Source organism: Neptuniibacter sp. QD57_21, from assembly GCF_047778075.1.
Lineage (GTDB): Bacteria > Pseudomonadota > Gammaproteobacteria > Pseudomonadales > Balneatricaceae > Neptuniibacter.
In genome coordinates this window covers 1,352,227-1,368,798 of the sequence record NZ_CP180549.1, presented here as the reverse complement: position 1 = coordinate 1,368,798, position 16,572 = coordinate 1,352,227, and the positions used below count along the sequence as shown (strand labels likewise).

19 protein-coding genes are annotated in these 16,572 nt (G+C 41.8%); 5 read left to right on the top strand and 14 right to left on the bottom strand.

The genetic code is table 11. The features are described from left to right. Positions 1 to 45: 45 nt before the first annotated feature. From ACMXYS_RS05930 to ACMXYS_RS05915, 4 genes are read right to left on the bottom strand one after another with little or no spacing between them, the layout of a single operon-like run. Complete coding sequence (locus ACMXYS_RS05930; protein WP_415897919.1) at positions 46 to 465, bottom strand: nuclear transport factor 2 family protein; 420 nt, start codon at positions 463 to 465, stop codon at positions 46 to 48. A 25-nt stretch (positions 466 to 490) separates the two neighbouring features. Continuing rightward, a complete protein-coding gene (locus ACMXYS_RS05925) occupies positions 491 to 1,270 on the bottom strand; it encodes an SDR family NAD(P)-dependent oxidoreductase (protein WP_415897918.1) in 780 nt (259 codons plus the stop codon). 33 nt (positions 1,271 to 1,303) lie between these two features. Next, entirely contained in the window at positions 1,304 to 1,837 is a 534-nt protein-coding gene (locus tag ACMXYS_RS05920; protein ID WP_415897917.1) for a chalcone isomerase family protein, read from the bottom strand. Continuing rightward, positions 1,818 to 2,327, bottom strand: a complete 510-nt coding sequence (locus ACMXYS_RS05915) for a DUF2878 domain-containing protein (RefSeq protein WP_415897916.1) — start codon at positions 2,325 to 2,327, stop codon at positions 1,818 to 1,820. The genes ACMXYS_RS05920 and ACMXYS_RS05915 overlap by 20 nt, the downstream gene beginning before the upstream one ends. Positions 2,328 to 2,455: 128 nt before the next feature. Between ACMXYS_RS05915 and ACMXYS_RS05910 the strand changes: the two genes are divergently transcribed. Both ACMXYS_RS05910 and ACMXYS_RS05905 read left to right on the top strand, forming a co-directional pair. Then, positions 2,456 to 3,478 (top strand): M48 family metalloprotease, encoded by a 1,023-nt coding sequence (locus tag ACMXYS_RS05910; RefSeq protein ID WP_415897915.1) that lies wholly within the window; start codon positions 2,456 to 2,458, stop codon positions 3,476 to 3,478. A 136-nt stretch (positions 3,479 to 3,614) separates the two neighbouring features. Then, positions 3,615 to 4,253, top strand: coding sequence for a helix-turn-helix domain-containing protein (locus ACMXYS_RS05905; RefSeq protein WP_415885126.1), 639 nt, complete (start codon positions 3,615 to 3,617; stop codon positions 4,251 to 4,253). Between the two features lie 142 nt (positions 4,254 to 4,395). Here ACMXYS_RS05905 and ACMXYS_RS05900 read toward each other — a convergent pair whose 3' ends face one another. Both ACMXYS_RS05900 and ACMXYS_RS05895 read right to left on the bottom strand, forming a co-directional pair. Next, entirely contained in the window at positions 4,396 to 4,932 is a 537-nt protein-coding gene (locus ACMXYS_RS05900; RefSeq protein WP_415897914.1) for a hypothetical protein, read from the bottom strand. 10 nt (positions 4,933 to 4,942) lie between these two features. Further along, a complete protein-coding gene (locus tag ACMXYS_RS05895; RefSeq protein ID WP_415881653.1) occupies positions 4,943 to 5,800 on the bottom strand; it encodes a TraB/GumN family protein in 858 nt (285 codons plus the stop codon). A 156-nt stretch (positions 5,801 to 5,956) separates the two neighbouring features. Here ACMXYS_RS05895 and ACMXYS_RS05890 point away from each other — a divergent pair, with 156 nt between their 5' ends. Both ACMXYS_RS05890 and ACMXYS_RS05885 read left to right on the top strand, forming a co-directional pair. Beyond that, positions 5,957 to 6,751, top strand: a complete 795-nt coding sequence (locus tag ACMXYS_RS05890) for a response regulator (protein WP_415881654.1) — start codon at positions 5,957 to 5,959, stop codon at positions 6,749 to 6,751. A gap of 228 nt (positions 6,752 to 6,979) precedes the next feature. Beyond that, the gene (locus tag ACMXYS_RS05885) at positions 6,980 to 8,773 is read left to right on the top strand and encodes a DEAD/DEAH box helicase (RefSeq protein WP_415897913.1); all 1,794 of its coding nucleotides are present in this window, start codon (positions 6,980 to 6,982) and stop codon (positions 8,771 to 8,773) included. A gap of 124 nt (positions 8,774 to 8,897) precedes the next feature. Here ACMXYS_RS05885 and ACMXYS_RS05880 read toward each other — a convergent pair whose 3' ends face one another. Both ACMXYS_RS05880 and ACMXYS_RS05875 read right to left on the bottom strand, forming a co-directional pair. Next, complete coding sequence (locus ACMXYS_RS05880) at positions 8,898 to 9,284, bottom strand: RidA family protein (RefSeq protein WP_415881656.1); 387 nt, start codon at positions 9,282 to 9,284, stop codon at positions 8,898 to 8,900. Between the two features lie 101 nt (positions 9,285 to 9,385). Continuing rightward, on the bottom strand, positions 9,386 to 9,814 hold the full coding sequence (locus tag ACMXYS_RS05875) for a hypothetical protein (RefSeq protein ID WP_415897912.1): 429 nt from the start codon (positions 9,812 to 9,814) through the stop codon (positions 9,386 to 9,388). A 140-nt stretch (positions 9,815 to 9,954) separates the two neighbouring features. Between ACMXYS_RS05875 and ACMXYS_RS05870 the strand changes: the two genes are divergently transcribed. Beyond that, positions 9,955 to 10,713 (top strand): TlyA family RNA methyltransferase, encoded by a 759-nt coding sequence (locus ACMXYS_RS05870; protein WP_415897911.1) that lies wholly within the window; start codon positions 9,955 to 9,957, stop codon positions 10,711 to 10,713. Here the strand turns inward: ACMXYS_RS05870 and ACMXYS_RS05865 are convergent. The 6 genes from ACMXYS_RS05865 to ACMXYS_RS05840 are packed head-to-tail and all read right to left on the bottom strand — an operon-like array spanning position 10,710 to position 16,565. Beyond that, positions 10,710 to 12,434, bottom strand: a complete 1,725-nt coding sequence (locus ACMXYS_RS05865; protein WP_415881659.1) for an ATP-binding SpoIIE family protein phosphatase — start codon at positions 12,432 to 12,434, stop codon at positions 10,710 to 10,712. The genes ACMXYS_RS05870 and ACMXYS_RS05865 overlap by 4 nt on opposite strands. A gap of 6 nt (positions 12,435 to 12,440) precedes the next feature. Continuing rightward, positions 12,441 to 12,749, bottom strand: coding sequence for an STAS domain-containing protein (locus tag ACMXYS_RS05860; protein ID WP_415881660.1), 309 nt, complete (start codon positions 12,747 to 12,749; stop codon positions 12,441 to 12,443). Between the two features lie 45 nt (positions 12,750 to 12,794). Continuing rightward, the gene (locus ACMXYS_RS05855; protein ID WP_415897910.1) at positions 12,795 to 14,018 is read right to left on the bottom strand and encodes a methyl-accepting chemotaxis protein; all 1,224 of its coding nucleotides are present in this window, start codon (positions 14,016 to 14,018) and stop codon (positions 12,795 to 12,797) included. A gap of 24 nt (positions 14,019 to 14,042) precedes the next feature. Next, positions 14,043 to 15,089 carry a protein-glutamate methylesterase/protein-glutamine glutaminase gene (locus ACMXYS_RS05850; RefSeq protein ID WP_415881662.1) on the bottom strand — a complete coding sequence of 349 codons (1,047 nt, stop codon included), beginning with the start codon at positions 15,087 to 15,089 and terminating at the stop codon, positions 14,043 to 14,045. 16 nt (positions 15,090 to 15,105) lie between these two features. After that, entirely contained in the window at positions 15,106 to 15,720 is a 615-nt protein-coding gene (locus ACMXYS_RS05845) for a chemotaxis protein CheD (protein ID WP_415897909.1), read from the bottom strand. A 5-nt stretch (positions 15,721 to 15,725) separates the two neighbouring features. Then, positions 15,726 to 16,565, bottom strand: coding sequence for a CheR family methyltransferase (locus ACMXYS_RS05840; RefSeq protein ID WP_415897908.1), 840 nt, complete (start codon positions 16,563 to 16,565; stop codon positions 15,726 to 15,728). Between the last annotated feature and the right edge of the window lie 7 nt (positions 16,566 to 16,572).

Genomic DNA, 16,572 nt, shown 5'->3' with positions numbered 1-16,572 from the left:
TTAAAAAAGCCCTTTGTATTCAATCAAATGAATACAAAGGTTTTTTTATTGATGGCTAAATTTTCCTCTCAAAAATTTAACCACTTTTCCTATCACCGGTACTTTAACCAGTAATTCTGACCCATCCCAATAGTCATGGTGGAAATAAACTTTGCCTTGCTGATCTGCTTTTACAAGGCTAGTACCCGCGAAATTTATATCTCCTGTAAGTCTACTTGTAGCGCGGTAATTCCAGTAGATCATCGCTTGATTTCCATCAACCATCACTTTATCGACTTTGAACACAACCTGATCTAACTTGGCGTACATATCATCTAATATGGCGATAAAATCATCTCGGGTATGGGTGTGATTAAAAGGGTCCTTAAAGTCAAAATCATCACGTGTTATCTCTAATAGTGATGCTAGATTGTCTCTGTTTAGCCCTTCTAAAGTTGCTACATATTCCGTTATCCAACGATCCATGAATGCTGATCCTGACTGATTATATTTATCTGTTTTTAAGCAGCGTTGTGCTAATCAAAGCAAAATACCAACGATAAGGAATGATGCTTAGGAGTTTTAGAATGTAGCTGAAACGTTTAGGAAATGTAATTTCAAATTGGTCTTTAATTAAGCCATCTAAGATACGTTTTGCAGCATCCTCAGGTTCCAATAAGAACGGCATCTCAAAATCATTTTTATCCGTAAGCGGAGTTTTGACGAAGCCAGGATTAATTACCTGTAATTTTATTTGAGTGCCTTTCAGATCCAATCTTAATGCTTCGCATAAATGGATTAATGCAGCCTTACTCGCACCATATACGGCAGCTGTAGGCAAACCTCTATAGCCGGCAACTGATGCCATCACAGCAATTTGCCCAGAGTTGGAGTTCAACGCCCTTTCTATGACAGGCTCCAAGCAATTGAGAGTTCCTTGTAAATTAACATCGAGTAAAGTTTTAGCTCTGCTGGCGCTAAACTCCTCGACGGGAAACGGATCGTGCGTGCCGGCGTTTAATACAACCAACTCAGGAAAAGCATTATCAAACTGCTGAATCGTTCGTTCAATTTGATCTGCTTGGGTTGTATCCATAGCTAATGGAATAATCTTACCGGGATAACCCAATTGTTCAGCGTTGTTCTTTACATTCTCTAGTGTAGAAAGCCTCCTTCCTGAGATAAATACATTCACGCCATTCTCTGACAACAAAAGCGCCAATGACTCACCTATACCACTGCCTGCTCCCGTTAACCAAGCGGATTTCCAGGGTAATTCTTGGTTCAACATATCCACCGTCCTAAGAAATAAATAGATTTATCATTACTTGCCTTTCAGTTTTCTTGCGAGTTCAGGGTATTCGCCCTGATCTGAAAGCCATATTTGGATAAAGGCTTCAGAAAATTGCATATCATCGATACCACCAATCCAAACTTTGCTATGGAAAAAGTCAGCCCTTCCGGTAGTACTTATTTGGAAGATAAGTTGGTCGCCCTCTTTAATATCAGGCCATATATTTTCCAACTGGGTTAACCATATTAATCTCGTCTCTTTTGCCACCTGAAAACGTGCAAATTGTTTATCTGTTTCTGACAAGAGATCATCCCGACTGATATCACGTTTGTAATCCAAACTCAGTTGGAGGGGCGAACTAAAACCCTGAAAAGAACCATTTGGCGTATAAAAAACAGCGTCATAAATATCAAACCAAAGGACTGATAACTCGGCTCTTCCCACTTCTTTCCAATTTTCTATATTGGGCTCTACTTGGGCATGCACTTGGGCAAATGCACTCTGAATGAGCAAGAACAAACAAATCGATATATAGCGAATAAAGTTACGCGTCTGAACGGACATATCGAGCCCCTAAACGATGACTGAAATACATAAGGAATGGAAAAAGTAGCAACCAGATCGCTGCCAAAATCAGAAACGAAGAGATCATTGAAAAGCCAAGCGATACTGCACCAAGTTTCGCTGCAGCAATATAAGTACTGCTGCCCCCTATTGCACCTACCAACGCCGATAGCAACAAGCGATTATTAAAGTACGCTAAACTGTGCCTGAGAGTCGCAACAAACCCCATCCAAAGAAGCAGTAACCAAAGAGGAGGAAAAGAAGAATTGTCGAATTCAAACACCCCGTAGAGGGTTAAAACTGAATCAACAACAAAACCAAGAGCTGCTAACGAAAAGACAATACAGGTTTCTAAAGCAGGATCAGAATGAAAAATAAGGTGAAGGCATAATATAAAACTGACAACAATGACCGCATCATTTCCATACAAAATACTCAGCCACCAAACAAGTTGAAAGCCGATCGCATTAACCCAGAACCGTTCGCTCATCTCTATCACCTATAGCCTTTCTAGAGATACGAGCTACAACGTGCTATAGATCATAGATCTGGCAAAACACTCACTTGATTTGCGACTAAAGTCACTGCTATAAGGATGAAAAACATGGATATATTAAGATGCGACACTGGAAGCTATATCTCAGCTTAATTCTACCTACGCTCATAATTTCGGGATGTTCCGCACCGCCCCTGACTACCGAAGCACCGTCTAAAGAAGAATTAAAACAAGAACAATCTATCCAATTAGAGAAAGCGTTCCGCTATCAGCTTCAACAACAAACCCGACTCGCTGAAGTTTCTCGCCCTTTGTTGACCAAGAATATAGAAGCCTGCGGTAAAAGAACAAAACCGAGCTTAGGTATATTCATACATAACCTGGACGACTATAAAAAACCGAAGAAAGCCGTTGTTCAATCCATCTATTCACTTAATGAACAGCCCAGTGTTTTACAGGTATTAAATAACGGACCCGCATACCAAAAGCTGCAAATCGGCGATAAACTGGTCTCTATCAACCAACAACCTTTTCCGAAAGGTACAGCTAAATCGATTAAACATCTAAGCAGCAACCTAAAAGATCAGACCATTGTAGAACTGACCGTTGAACGCGATGAAGACCTGATTACTCTCTCTATAAAGCCGGAGTTACTTTGTAATTACCCAGTCATTTTAAGCCCTAGCGATGCCATTAATGGCTACGCTGATGGCAGCACTATTGTCATTACTCAGGGACTGATGCGCTTTGCACAACATGATAATGAGCTAGCCCTAATTATCGCTCATGAAATGGCACACAATACTCAGCACCATATCCCGCAACGGATCAAAAATAGCTCACTTGGCTTACTCCTAGATACAGCTTTACTCACGAGCGGTATACCCTCTCCCTTAATCGCAACGGGACTAGGCGCAAATTTGTATACACAACAGTATGAGATCGAAGCTGATCTCATTGGCTTAAAACTGATGCACAAAGCAGGATTTGAAATTGAAGGGTTGGATCTATTCTGGCAAAAAATGGCAGCGGTTCACCCTTCGACGATCACTAAAGGAAAAGAGATCTCTCACCCAACCACAGTCGAACGCTCTATTTTGATTCGTAAAGAGATTACGCGATTGAAAAATCACTTACCTAATTAACCAATCATCTCTATTAAAATACCTATCCCCCCTTAGCCTATTAGAGAACCCTTTATCAACCATGTATACTGTCTAGATAGCACTATATTTGTGCTCAAAGATAATTAAAAACAGAGTGAGATTCGGGGTTGTATGCATGTCTGACGAGCCATTTTTCCTAAAGGAAGAGAAAGAAAAACTAGGCCTACAACGGAGCAACGGTCAAACAGAAGCTACATTAGAACCTCTGCAATTAGGTAAACGTGTCAAAGAGATCCGTTTAAGCCAAAATCTGACTTTGGAGGAAGCGAGTAAACTCACAGGCCTTGCCCGTTCAACGCTTTCTAAAATAGAAAACGAGCAGATTTCTCCAACCTTTAGTGCCGTCAACAAATTAGTTAAAGGCTTAGGTATCGATATCCCCCAACTGTTTTCTCAACCCAAACGTGGTGCCGGAGCGGGTGGTCGTCGAGATATTACACGTGGCGGCGAAGGTGTACCCCACCCAACTCCTACCTATGAGCACGAATTACTAGCAACTCAGCTAAGTACCAAAAAGATGATCCCATATCGCACAACCGTAAGGGCTCGTGATTTTGATGAATACAATGATTGGGTTAGGCATGATGGCGAAGAATTCTTGTTTGTTTTGAGAGGTTCACTTCTACTCTATACAGAATTTTACGAACCGCTGGAGCTCTTCCCTGGAGATTCAGCTTATTACGACTGTGAGATGGGTCATGCATTAGTCTCCACTAGTGAAGAAGATGCAGAAGTCATCTGGGTAACAGCTTAAATAGATATCACCTGAAATCAGTTAACTCAGTAAAACTGCAAACTTCGTAAACTAAGTTATACTGAATTTAACCTTCCTGAACACCGTCACACCATGACGTTTGCTTGCAAACATTTAGATGTGGCGGTTTTTTTTGTCCGGTTTACCAACCAAATCCAGCTAAAGCAATTTGATTACCTTCTTGCCAGACTCCTTGGCGCTTTAACTCTTCAAAAGCATTTGACGCATTTTTACTACTCAGCCCATCGAATAAAGACAACTTGGCAAGAATATCGTCCGATAACTGCTCTTGCTCGCCTGAGTTACACCATAACTCATAAGTATCCATTGCAATGACAGGTGCCGACAGCTTTGAAATGAACTGCACCCAGCGATGTAGCAATTCCCCATCGCCATCAGAGATAAATGGTTTGATTAATGTGTAACGTTGCTCAAGACGATCTAATAGCTTTGCTCGATCAGCGACTAAAACTGGATATTTTGTTTTTACGCTATGACTGAGTATGTCATCGTTTTCTGCAGCTACTTCAAAATACTGCAGATCCTCACAAGTAAAAGACAACAGCCAAAAAAGAGGAATATCGTGGTTAGCAGCGCAAATCACCTCTGCTTCTGGAGTGTTACCCTCCTCTCCAGGGATACCACTCATTGAAAGAAGAATAATGCGTGTTCCAAGCATAATTTTATCCTTACATCTGTTCTATGGAATAACCTTGCTGTTTGAGCTCTTTTAAAATCCCATCTGGACCAATCAGGTGAGCAGCACCTACTAGTACAAATTCGACCTCCGGCGTTGTAAGCATCTTTTTAATCTGAGGCAACCAGCGTTCATTCCTATCAACCAATAAGGATTGATAAACCTTCGGATAATCATTTTTCATCTGCTCTACGACAATTTTTTCAAGGCCTGCCGCATCTCCTGTTTTCCAATAGAGAACCATCTCTCGCATCATATTCTCTGTCTCTTTCATATCCTCAAGCGTCTGTTTCAGATACCGCTCTTCATTACCCTCTCCCAACTCAGCAATGAATCCAATATGGTCTTCGATTGATTCAAGACCAAGCGTAGCTTTACCATCCTTAATAGCTTTCTGATAATAAACAGTATCAGCACCGTCTTCAGAGATGCCTAGTCTCTGAAACTCGATACCAAGCATCGTTAACATCACACCTGCTGGTTTCATACCGATAAAAATGTGGGGAATGAGGCCACGGTCACGCAGATATTGCTGGAGCTCCTGATAAAGCTCCGGAGAGATCATCTGAGTTAATAGCCGACCATCTCTATAAGAAAAGTGCGCCATCAGCCTCGCCTGAAAATTAGGATCCAGAATCTCTGACATTTCGGTCTCTAACACAACGATGTCTGATGCGTTATAAGCATCATCAAATGCTTGCGGAAACGGTAAATCTGAAGGTGCTAGGACATGAATAGTTCCGGCTAAAAAAACTTGCTCATCTGCTTTCGCTACCTTCCAAAGAGAAGTTTCCGCTGTGGCAGAGAAACTTATTAAAAAAGCCACGAACGAAATTAAAATTCTATCCATTTTAAGATCTCCATCTCCGACTAAGGCCTTAATTAAAGGGGAATTTCATACACTTTAGCCTCAAAAAGCGATTTAGTCAGACTAAACTGTTTTAGTACAAGACAAAAGCTTGCTACCTTAGAAGATTAATGACAAAAAAAATGGTAAGCACGCCCTATGAGTGACTTAACTTCATCTGATCTAACAATCTTATTGGTTGAACCTTCGGCTATGCAACGTAAGGTCATAAAAAAAGAATTGAATAAAGAGCTTGTCGAATCCATTGATGAAGCTGAAACAGTCACTGAAGCAATTACACGGATAAAAGCAGTAAGACCCGATCTCGTAATAAGTGCTCTCCACTTTCCTGATGGTTCCGCTATAGAATTACTTAAGCATATCCGCCAAGACCCTTCACTAGCAGATCTACCTTTCATGCTGATTTCCAGTGAAACAAGACATAGCGAATTAGATCAATTCAAACAATCAGGCATCATTGCAATTCTTCCAAAACCGTTTAGCCACGATCATTTGGCCACTGCAATTAACTCCACTCTAGATATCCTTTCGCATGATGAACTAGATCTAGAATACTATGATGCTGCGTCCTTGAGAGTACTTGTAGTTGATGATAGCCGCATGGCTCGTAAAGTCATCATAAACGTATTAGCTAACCTAGGGATCGAGAACATCACTCAAGCAGCAGATGGCTCTGAAGCAATCACTCTGCTTCCAAATGGATTCGACCTTATTGTTACCGACTACAATATGCCTGAAGTAAATGGTTTAGAACTTGCGGAACATGTGCGTGGCTCGGGTGAATATTCTCATATTCCTATACTGATGGTAACGAGTGAAGCAAGCCACGCTCATCTCAGCAATGTTGCAAAATCAGGCGTGAATGCAATGGCAGATAAACCTTTCGAGCCAGCCACTCTTAAAAAACTTCTTTCTCAAATCCTTGAAGGATAATGCCTTTTTAATTGCGCTCCGCCTTCTCCATAGCACTGATTAAAATCCGCACAAGTGCTATGGCTAAAATTTCACCAAAGATAACGGTATAAAATAGATATTAGAGGCCTGAGAACTTGTTATGGGCTGCCTTAGGTGTATAATGCCCGCTTTCCCACCAGAGCAGCCTATACTGTATCTTAAAATAGTATGCAGCCCTGCCCTAATTCCGAATAGGTAAGTCAAAGAATGAATTCAGAAGATCAGCTGTCCTTTGCTGAGCTTGGCCTTGCGGCTCCCGTATTGAAGGTCCTGGACGAGATCGGATACGAAACGCCATCTCCAATTCAGGCACAAAGTATTCCTCATCTACTAGAGGGTAAAGACCTTCTGGGTATTGCGCAAACGGGTACCGGTAAAACTGCCGCATTTTCCCTGCCATTGCTATCTAGGCTTGATCTAAAGAGCCGCCATACGCAATTACTGATTCTTGCCCCTACTCGTGAATTAGCAATTCAGGTAGCTGAAGCGTGTCAAACTTATGCGCGTAACCTACCTGATTTCCACGTTCTGCCAATTTACGGCGGCCAAGCTTACGACAGCCAACTACGTCAACTAAAACGTGGTGCGCAAGTTGTAGTGGGTACACCTGGGCGTGTAATGGATCACATGCGTCGTGGCTCGCTAAAACTAGATAATCTACAAGCACTAGTTTTGGATGAAGCCGATGAAATGCTTCGCATGGGTTTTATCGATGATGTTGAGTGGGTACTTGAACATACACCAGATAATCGTCAGATCGCGCTTTTCTCTGCGACTATGCCTTCACAGATCAAGAAAGTCGCTGAGAATCACCTGAACTCCCCTGCAGAAGTTCGCATTAAAGCGAAAACTGCTACGGCTACCACGATCACGCAAAAATACCTACGTGTATCAGGCAATCAAAAGTTAGATGCATTAACACGTATCCTAGAGATGCAAACTTTTGATGCCATGCTGATTTTCGTACGTACGAAATCTGCGACAGTAGAGTTGGCTGAAAAACTTTCTGCTCGCGGTTACGCATGTGAAGCACTGAATGGTGATATTTCACAAAACTTACGTGAACGCACAATTGATAAGCTTAAACGCGGCCAAATCGACATCCTAATCGCAACAGATGTTGTAGCTCGCGGTTTGGACGTTGAGCGTATCAGCCACGTACTTAACTACGATATCCCGTACGATACAGAATCTTACATTCACCGAATTGGTCGTACAGGCCGTGCAGGCCGTGAAGGTGAAGCGATTTTGTTTGTATCGCCTCGTGAACAGCGCATGCTTAAGTCTATTGAGCGCGCTACTCGTCAGAAGATCGAGACGATGCAATTGCCGTCTACTGATGACATCAATGAAAAACGTGTACAGCGCTTTGTTGATCGCATCACACAGACGATCGATAGCCAAGATTTAGATTTCTTCAAAAACCTACTGACTGAATATCAGCAGGAACACGATGCCGATCCGCTTATCATCGCATCCGCGCTGGCTCATCTTCTACAAGGTGAAACTCCGCTACTGATGAAAGAGCAAGAACGCCCACCTCGTCGTGAACGTGGCGATCGTGATAGAGATGACCGTGGTAAGCGTACACCACGTGGCATGTCGACTAAAGCAAAACAACTGAAAGATCACCCTGACGTTGAAATGCAGCGCTATTTAATCAGCGTGGGTCATGACCATGGTGTTGCACCAAAGAACATTGTGGGTGCAATTGCCAATGAAGCAGATCTAGATGCCAACTTTATTGGTGCTATCGAGATCTATGACGACTGCTCAACTGTTGATCTACCAACAGGTATGCCAAAATCAGTTGTACAACAGCTACGTAAAGCAGTTGTCTGTGGTCAGCGCCTGAACCTAAAAGAAGCTACCGGTGGCGGTGAACGTCGTGGCGGCGGTGGAAAAGGTCGCGGTTCTGATCGAGGTGGTAAAGGTAACAGCAATAGCCGTAACCGTCCGCCGCGTAGAAACAGAAAAGACAGCAAGAAAAAAGAGAGCTAATCTCTAGTTTTTACCACTAAACATTCTTCCCCCTTCATGAACTGTTTAGTGTTTTCTCAAGGATGGGATTAAAAAAGGCAAGCGTAAGCTTGCCTTTTTACCTTCTAGATCACTGCTAAATCAATTACTCTGCAGTCACCATAATTGCTTCTACTTCGATATCTGCATCTTTCGGTAATTGCTTCACCGCAAATGCTGCACGCGCTGGATATGGCTCAGAGAAATAACGCGCCATCACTTCATTAACCATCGCGAAGTGGCTCATATCAGATAACAAAATTGTTACCTTAACCACATCAGAAAGAGAACCACCTGCTGCTTCAGCAACAGCCTGCAAGTTTTGGAAAACCTGCTCAGCTTGCGCTTCAAACGACTCAGTAACCATCTCCATAGTAGCTGGAATCAGAGGAATCTGACCAGACATATAGACCGTGTTACCAACGCGAACCGCTTGAGAGTATGTACCAATGGCAGAAGGTGCATTTTCAGTACTGATGATACTTTTATTCATAGTTATCCCTGTATAAAAGATAAGGTTTGACAATAAATTATTAGATCGACTAAAGCATTGAGTAGAGGAACTTAATTCCTTAAGCGATCTTAAAAGAATAGTTATCTAGCTGGCGCAATGCTCACCCTTACACGAGAGGGCGCACTTGGGTAAAACCGGCACTGCAAAACAACACTGGACGATTTTTCAGAGTACATCATTGTACCTTTACCTTGATCAATCCAACGTACTTTATCGAAATTTTGACCACTCCAGTAACTGGCCCAATAAGAAGAATATTTCGCACGACGCGTAAAAGCATTGGAACAATGGCGCTCTGCCTGCTCCCGAAAACGTTTTTCCCAGCAAGATAGTGTTTTCTTGCATTTACTGGATCCGACTCTTAGCTTAGGTGACTTAAGCAATTGAACACATTGCGCTCTTTGATTAGGATCAGCGTAGCTTCGACACTTTAATAAGTCATCCTTATTTATCTCAGCCCAACTATTCACAGACAAAACTACTAAAGTCAGCGCTAGATACTTACGCATATTGAATTCCTTTAAAACTTACGCCTTATAAATATCATAAAACCTAAACGTTTCATGCAGTGTACACCGCAATTAAAAATCTAACCAGCTGGGGTTAGATTGCGTATAATCCTCTCTTTTTAGCGGATCCGATCAGAACCATGCAACGTGCCGACCTTCTACTTGTTGAATTAGGATTTGCCCGCTCGCGCACCCACGCGCAACAATTGATTAAGTCAGGCAGAGTGCAAGCCGAGATCAAAGGTAAGTGGCAACTTCTTAAAAAATCCGGGCTAAAGTTAGAAGCTGATACTCCATTTGAGGTTGAAGAAGATGAAGGGGACCGTTACGTCTCACGCGGTGCTTTAAAACTTTTAAAGGCACTAGATACTCTTCAGCTCGAACTAACCGGTAAAACAGCCATCGATGTAGGCCAATCTACAGGGGGCTTTACTGATTGTTTATTACAAGCTGGAATTGATGCAGTCGTTGGAATAGAAGTAGGCCACGATCAACTGGCTGATAAGCTACGCACAGATCCTAAAGTCACTTACTATGAAGGTATCAATGGCAGAAACCTACCGCATGAGATGCTTCTAGAGCATACAAACGGTCAAGGTTTTGATCTAGCAGTCATGGACGTTTCCTTTATCTCGCAACGTAAAATTCTGCCTTCGTTAATTCCGCTTATCGCTGAGAAAGGATATTTAATTAGCCTTGTAAAGCCTCAGTTTGAGGTAGGGAAAGAAGGTATAGGTCGAGGAGGTATTGTCCGAGATAGCTCACTCTACCCCCAAGTCAAAACTCAGGTAGCAGAGTGCTGTGAGGAATTAGGGATGAATATTGTCGATTACTTTGAAAGCCCTATAAAAGGTGGTGATGGAAATCGAGAATTCTTAATCATTGCCCAGAAAATCTAATCTTTTGTTGAGTAGCTGTAAACTACCTCAACAGCCGTACCACCATTTTCATAAGTGATGCTATCACAGAGGTCGGATACTAAGGCAATACCTCGACCACTAAACTGACCCACACTGGCAGTTTGCTCATTCTGCAACCAATGCTCATAATCAAAACCTTCACCACTATCTTCTACTCGAACTAAAAGCCGTCCTCCATGTGCAAAGCGCGTATGTTGAAGGTAAAGCGAAACAGCTCCTGTCGATAGTGCCTCCAACCTTCTTTCACGTTCGCTGAAGTACTCAGCAAATCCTTCAGGAGACGCCTTAAGGCTAGATTCTAATTTCAATACACCGTGATCAAGAGCATTCACATACAGTTCAGTTAAAATACTGAAAACGCTATGCCACTGATCACCACCGCCCTCAGACTCTTGCAGTCGACTTAAAGCCTGAGCAACAGGATTAATACGAGCTAAACTTCCACCTTGCAGCTCTAAATTCCAGTTCCAGATATCTAGAATAGAGGCTTCATTAACATCCAATTCGATGCCGCAGGGTGTGATAGGTTTCAGATCATTGGCGGTCACACTTCCCGGGATATCAATCAGCGATATATCATCCTTCTGAATATTACCATCAACAAAATCGCCGAGATCTGACAAAATGATATCAACCAATTGGGTATCTGCATCATTGTTCTGTGACGCAATCGATTGATATAACCTATCTTCGCCAAACTGCTCAGCTAAATGATTTTCTGCCTCAATTACACCATCACTGAGCAACAGAATATGATCATCAGGCTTAACTTTTGTATGTTCAAAATTAAGTTCTTTAACAGACGGGATAATACCTAAAGGCGGATGGCTCGAAACAATACGCTGTACCACTACCCCCTGCGAAATCACCAAAATATCGGGTAGGCCGCCATTCCATATTTTAGCGGTACCATCCTGGCTTAACGTGACAATAGCAGTCGCAAGAAACATCCCCGTTGGTAACAGTTTTTGTAACTTACGGTTTATTTGAGCAATGATCTCTTCAGCATCATAACCCTTAGCAGTCATTGCCCTAAAGGTTTCAGAAAGCGGCAAAGCACCAATTGTTGAGGTCAAACCGTGACCTGTAAAATCCCCCAACAGGACATTCAGCTCACCATTTGGGCGAAAGGCACTCAGCTGAACATCGCCACTGAACGTTTCTGCAGGCTGTTTATGAATACGTATCTGATCAAGAGCAACGTTAGCAGATTCAACAGCACCACTTAATAACTGCTCTGCGACCTCTTCTTCCCGAGCACGTAAATGGTTTAAGCGATTAACCTGCCGATATAGCTGCGCAATTCGTCTTAGTGCAACAATTTTCCCTTCTAGTAATTCAAAGGGGAAAGGGCGCTGAATATAATCATCACCACCGGCATCAATAGCCTGACGAATGACATCTTGACCTTCTGCACCCGTAACAAAAATAATAGGTATGAAGCTATCTTTTGCGGCTTGTTTGATTTGCAGGGTCGCTTGAATACCATCCATCCCAGGCATATTGATATCCATAAGGATTAGACTGGGGTTTAACAACTCATACTTTTCGACAGCCTCTTCACCTGTTTCCGCAAAAACGGCTTCCAAACCCATCTCTTGAATCATCTGGCCTAAAATTTGACGATTCAAACGCATGTCATCAACGATTAAAACTTGATTATCGCCACTACCGCCTTGCCTTAGTTCAGCTTCAACCATAAATCATTAGCTCTCGATAGTTACAAACTGATCGAAATTCGCGATTGTCAAAATCTTATGAACCGACTCATTAGGTTTAGATATTATTACTTTGCCACCTTTCTTCTCTGCATGCTCTTTCAACAAAAGAATCATACCCAACGCAGAACTATCCATATAAGTAGCATTTGAAAGGTCTACTTTAAAAATAGCACCTTCTGTATCGACATTACGGTAAGCATCACGAAAAGATTGATGTAAGGAGTAATCAAACTGCTGAGACACAACGATATTGATTGTTTTATTATCACCAGCATTTTGTACTGAAATAGCCATACTTTATCCCATCAACTATAGTCTTTTTTGGTTAGTAGAACGCTGCTAGAACAATTCCACTTCCCCTTCGTCCATATCATTCTGTGCGACAGTTCGTGTCTGATTACGCTGTACTGACTGCTCTCTGAGTTCCTTACAACGAGCAACACAATGTCCAGCAGCAGCACCATTCACCTGATGATCTGGTGTGATTACATTTGAAATCAATGTAGATACCTCATTCAAGGAATCTACATTGTGCTCAACTGAAGAAAGCGCTTGCGAGGAGATATCCTCGAATTGCAAAGATCGTACAGCCTGATCAACACTACTACTTAGTTGAGTACCAATATTTGAAATTTCAATAACTTTTTCATTTAAGAAATGATTCATATTAGCCATATGCTCAAGCATCTGGCCCATCTTATCTTTTGTACCGATCGTATCGCTCATATCTGTAGAGGCCATTCCCCCTACTGTGCTTCGCAAGATTTCGATAGTTTCTTTAGCCGAGCCAATCTCTTCGCGAATCTCATTATTCAAACTAGCTGAGTTAATTGATAATGTACGTACCTCATCGGCAACTACCGCGAAGCCTCGACCAGCTTCACCCGCTCGAGCAGCCTCAATACTTGCGTTGAGAGCCAGTAAATTTGTCTGACTTGCTAAACCTTCAACATTTTCAATTAAGCCAAAAATACCATCCAGTTTTTCAACCATATCATCTATATGGTGAACGGTTTCAAGACTGTTCTTACTTACATCAACCATCACATTTACAAACTGATCTAAGGTGCGACTAGTTTCAGAAATAAAGCTTTGGATACTAAAGGTTTCTGGGTTTAGATTCCCTTCAGCAATATCATCCCCTTCATGGGTTTGATCAATAATTTCAGCAGTCAACGAAGCCTGACGACTCGCCAAATCATGCATGGTATGAAAACTATCACTCATCAAATGAACTGACTCTTTAATCAACCCATCTACACGCGAGACTTCTTGATTAACGATCATCGCATCGTGTACAAGCGTCTGAGAAACCTCTTTAACTGCATCATGCAGAGCAGGATCAACAGCAATTGATGCTCCCATCATTTGGCTAGATTCTTGTTCACTGCGGGTATGTGAAACGGCTGATACTTCCTTTAATACAAACTGAGAGATCAAAGCCGGAATTAGCACGACAAGACAGATGAGGGTCACGGTACTTTCAAGCCCTAAAAACTCAGCAGCTGCTAACACTAAACTTGCTGCTAGAGCAGCAACCAACATTATTTTCTTTAACGTCATTTAGCTAACCTCAATCACTCAAAATTATGACAGGTGCTGCACCAACCGTTGTGCAATATCATTTAAAGGAACAACCTCTTTAGCTGCACCTAGCTTTACAGCAGTGCCCGGCATTCCCCATACGAGACTTGTAGCCTCATCTTGAACAATGGAATGAGCACCCTTATCCACAAGGCCTTTCATAGCAACAGCACCATCCTCACCCATACCCGTAAGCATAATCGTTGTTATATTCCTTTGATCTAAAGAAGCAATAGAATTAAACATTACTTCCACAGAAGGCTTATGGCGATTTACCGGAACACCATCATCTAACACACAAATATATTCATGCCCTTTCTGTTTAATGCATAAATGGGAATCTCCTGGTGCGATATATACATGACCAGGTTTGAGTACATCACCTTCTTTTGCTTCAGCAACGTTTAAATCACAATTTTTATTTAAACGATTTGCAAAACGATCACTAAAGCTAACTGGGATATGCTGGGTAATGATTATCGGTGGCATATTGGCAGGCAATGAAGCCAAAATATGATGTAGAGCCTCAGTACCACCAGTAGATGACCCTATAGCAACAAGTTGATTTCTTGCACGCACTAAAGGCGTTTTGGAAACCACTTTGGATATTTGTTCTCGATGATTTCGGTTAAATTTCAGCTTTGCAGAAGTAGAAGCCGCAGCTTTGACTTTCGCCACCAAATCAGACTGAAATAGCTCTAGATGATCATCTGACTGTGTATTTGAAGGCTTAGCAATATAATCTACAGCCCCTATTTCTAAGGATTGCAGAGTAGCATCAGCACCTTCATGTGTGAGCGTTGACAGCATAACCACCGGCATCGGATTTAGCTTCATTATATTCTTTAAAAACGTAATGCCATCCATCTTTGGCATCTCGATATCAAGCGTTAGAACATCTGGCTTTAATTGCTTAATTTTGTCTCTAGCATCATATGGGTCAACAGCGGTACCTACAACCTCAATACTAGAATCCATGGACAATAACTCACTGATCACACCACGGACCAAAGCAGAATCATCGACTATTAATACCCGAGTTTTTTCCATATCAGGGTAATTTCCTTTAAAACAGTTCAACATCTGAATCATCTAGATGCTGATCAACATCAATTTGGTAAGAGCGCTCTTCAGCAATTACACGCTGGTCATCACGATGATCAAGCTTGTTGACTAACATACGACCAGTTGTTGGAAAAAATGCAACACGGCGAGCTTGATCTCCACCTAAATCTGAGGCTATCAGTTTTAAGCCTTCGTCATCTATATACTTAAGAATGAAATCTATGTTTTGTTGACCAATATTGGCGATACCAGACATCATATTCCCACCGCCGGTTAACTTTACCTGTAAATTTTCACGTAAACAGCCATGTTTCATTAGCTCATTAATTAGCTGTTCCATCGCAAATAAACCATATCGAGAGGACCTTTGTAGATCATCATTTGGTCCACCTGTAGGCAACATAAAATGATTTAACCCGCCGTAGCTGGTTACCGGATCAAAAATACAAGCCGAAATACAAGAGCCCAATAAAGTCGTAATAACTAATTCGTCATTAGCGATATAAAACTCACCAGGCTTTACCTTAACAGCATAAAGCTCCCAGCGCGGTTCCCAGAAAGAATTAAAATGCTCGAAACCGGAAACCCCCTTAGGGCGTTTTACATCCATCGTCATCCAGCTTACCCAACCTTCCTATAGATGGTTTTACCCACTAATTCAAAGTTACTTGCATGGCGAGCTAAAGCCTCTGAATGCCCGACAAACAGGTAGCCATTTGGTTTAAGTAAAGCATGCATACGATCCAATAATCTCGCCTGAGTACTTTGATCGAAATAGATCATTACATTCCGACAGAAAATAAAATCTAAAGGACCTTCTATTGGCCAATCTTGCATCAAATTCAGATAATTAAATTTAAGTAAATCTTGAAGTTCAGGTTTTACTCTCACAAAACCTTTATGCGAACCTTTTCCCTTTAAGAACCAGCGTTTAACTTGATTACTTGGTAGGTTTTTAATTCTATCGTCTGAATAAATACCCGATTTCGCACTACTTAAAACCTTTGAATCTATATCTGTCGCAAGTAAGCGGATGTCCCAGCAAGAAGGATCAAGACCTGATTCCAGCAGCGTCATGGCTAAGCTATAAGGCTCCTCTCCTAAAGAGCAACCTGCCGACCATGCTCTAACCCGATAACAGCCATTCTGTTCAATCTCAGGAATTATGGTATTCGCTATAAAATCAAAGTGATGCTTTTCACGAAAGAAAGCCGTTAGATTTGTTGTAAGCGCATTGATAAATTGGCTAAATTCAACCGGGTTGTTATCTAAAAAAGAAAAGTAATCATCAAAATTAGAAAGCTTTAATTCTCTTAAACGACGTACCAAACGGTTATAAGCCATATCCTGCTTATGATCCGCCAGTACAATGCCAGCATAATCGTACAATTCATCCCTTACCTTAACAAAATGATTCCTTGTAAAGGTAAACTCACGGGATCTAGTAGAATCTGATGCCATTAAGGTT

Excerpts from the sequence above, each read along its gene's own strand:
- ACMXYS_RS05930 (WP_415897919.1), bottom strand. The coding sequence starts at position 465 with ATGGATCGTTGGATAACGGAATATGTAGCAACTTTAGAAGGGCTAAAC.
- ACMXYS_RS05925 (WP_415897918.1), bottom strand. The coding sequence starts at position 1,270 with ATGTTGAACCAAGAATTACCCTGGAAATCCGCTTGGTTAACGGGAGCA.
- ACMXYS_RS05920 (WP_415897917.1), bottom strand. The coding sequence starts at position 1,837 with ATGTCCGTTCAGACGCGTAACTTTATTCGCTATATATCGATTTGTTTG.
- ACMXYS_RS05915 (WP_415897916.1), bottom strand. The coding sequence starts at position 2,327 with ATGAGCGAACGGTTCTGGGTTAATGCGATCGGCTTTCAACTTGTTTGG.
- ACMXYS_RS05910 (WP_415897915.1), top strand. The coding sequence starts at position 2,456 with ATGCGACACTGGAAGCTATATCTCAGCTTAATTCTACCTACGCTCATA.
- ACMXYS_RS05905 (WP_415885126.1), top strand. The coding sequence starts at position 3,615 with ATGTCTGACGAGCCATTTTTCCTAAAGGAAGAGAAAGAAAAACTAGGC.
- ACMXYS_RS05900 (WP_415897914.1), bottom strand. The coding sequence starts at position 4,932 with ATGCTTGGAACACGCATTATTCTTCTTTCAATGAGTGGTATCCCTGGA.
- ACMXYS_RS05895 (WP_415881653.1), bottom strand. The coding sequence starts at position 5,800 with ATGGATAGAATTTTAATTTCGTTCGTGGCTTTTTTAATAAGTTTCTCT.
- ACMXYS_RS05890 (WP_415881654.1), top strand. The coding sequence starts at position 5,957 with ATGAGTGACTTAACTTCATCTGATCTAACAATCTTATTGGTTGAACCT.
- ACMXYS_RS05885 (WP_415897913.1), top strand. The coding sequence starts at position 6,980 with ATGAATTCAGAAGATCAGCTGTCCTTTGCTGAGCTTGGCCTTGCGGCT.
- ACMXYS_RS05880 (WP_415881656.1), bottom strand. The coding sequence starts at position 9,284 with ATGAATAAAAGTATCATCAGTACTGAAAATGCACCTTCTGCCATTGGT.
- ACMXYS_RS05875 (WP_415897912.1), bottom strand. The coding sequence starts at position 9,814 with ATGCGTAAGTATCTAGCGCTGACTTTAGTAGTTTTGTCTGTGAATAGT.
- ACMXYS_RS05870 (WP_415897911.1), top strand. The coding sequence starts at position 9,955 with ATGCAACGTGCCGACCTTCTACTTGTTGAATTAGGATTTGCCCGCTCG.
- ACMXYS_RS05865 (WP_415881659.1), bottom strand. The coding sequence starts at position 12,434 with ATGGTTGAAGCTGAACTAAGGCAAGGCGGTAGTGGCGATAATCAAGTT.
- ACMXYS_RS05860 (WP_415881660.1), bottom strand. The coding sequence starts at position 12,749 with ATGGCTATTTCAGTACAAAATGCTGGTGATAATAAAACAATCAATATC.
- ACMXYS_RS05855 (WP_415897910.1), bottom strand. The coding sequence starts at position 14,018 with ATGACGTTAAAGAAAATAATGTTGGTTGCTGCTCTAGCAGCAAGTTTA.
- ACMXYS_RS05850 (WP_415881662.1), bottom strand. The coding sequence starts at position 15,089 with ATGGAAAAAACTCGGGTATTAATAGTCGATGATTCTGCTTTGGTCCGT.
- ACMXYS_RS05845 (WP_415897909.1), bottom strand. The coding sequence starts at position 15,720 with ATGACGATGGATGTAAAACGCCCTAAGGGGGTTTCCGGTTTCGAGCAT.
- ACMXYS_RS05840 (WP_415897908.1), bottom strand. The coding sequence starts at position 16,565 with ATGGCATCAGATTCTACTAGATCCCGTGAGTTTACCTTTACAAGGAAT.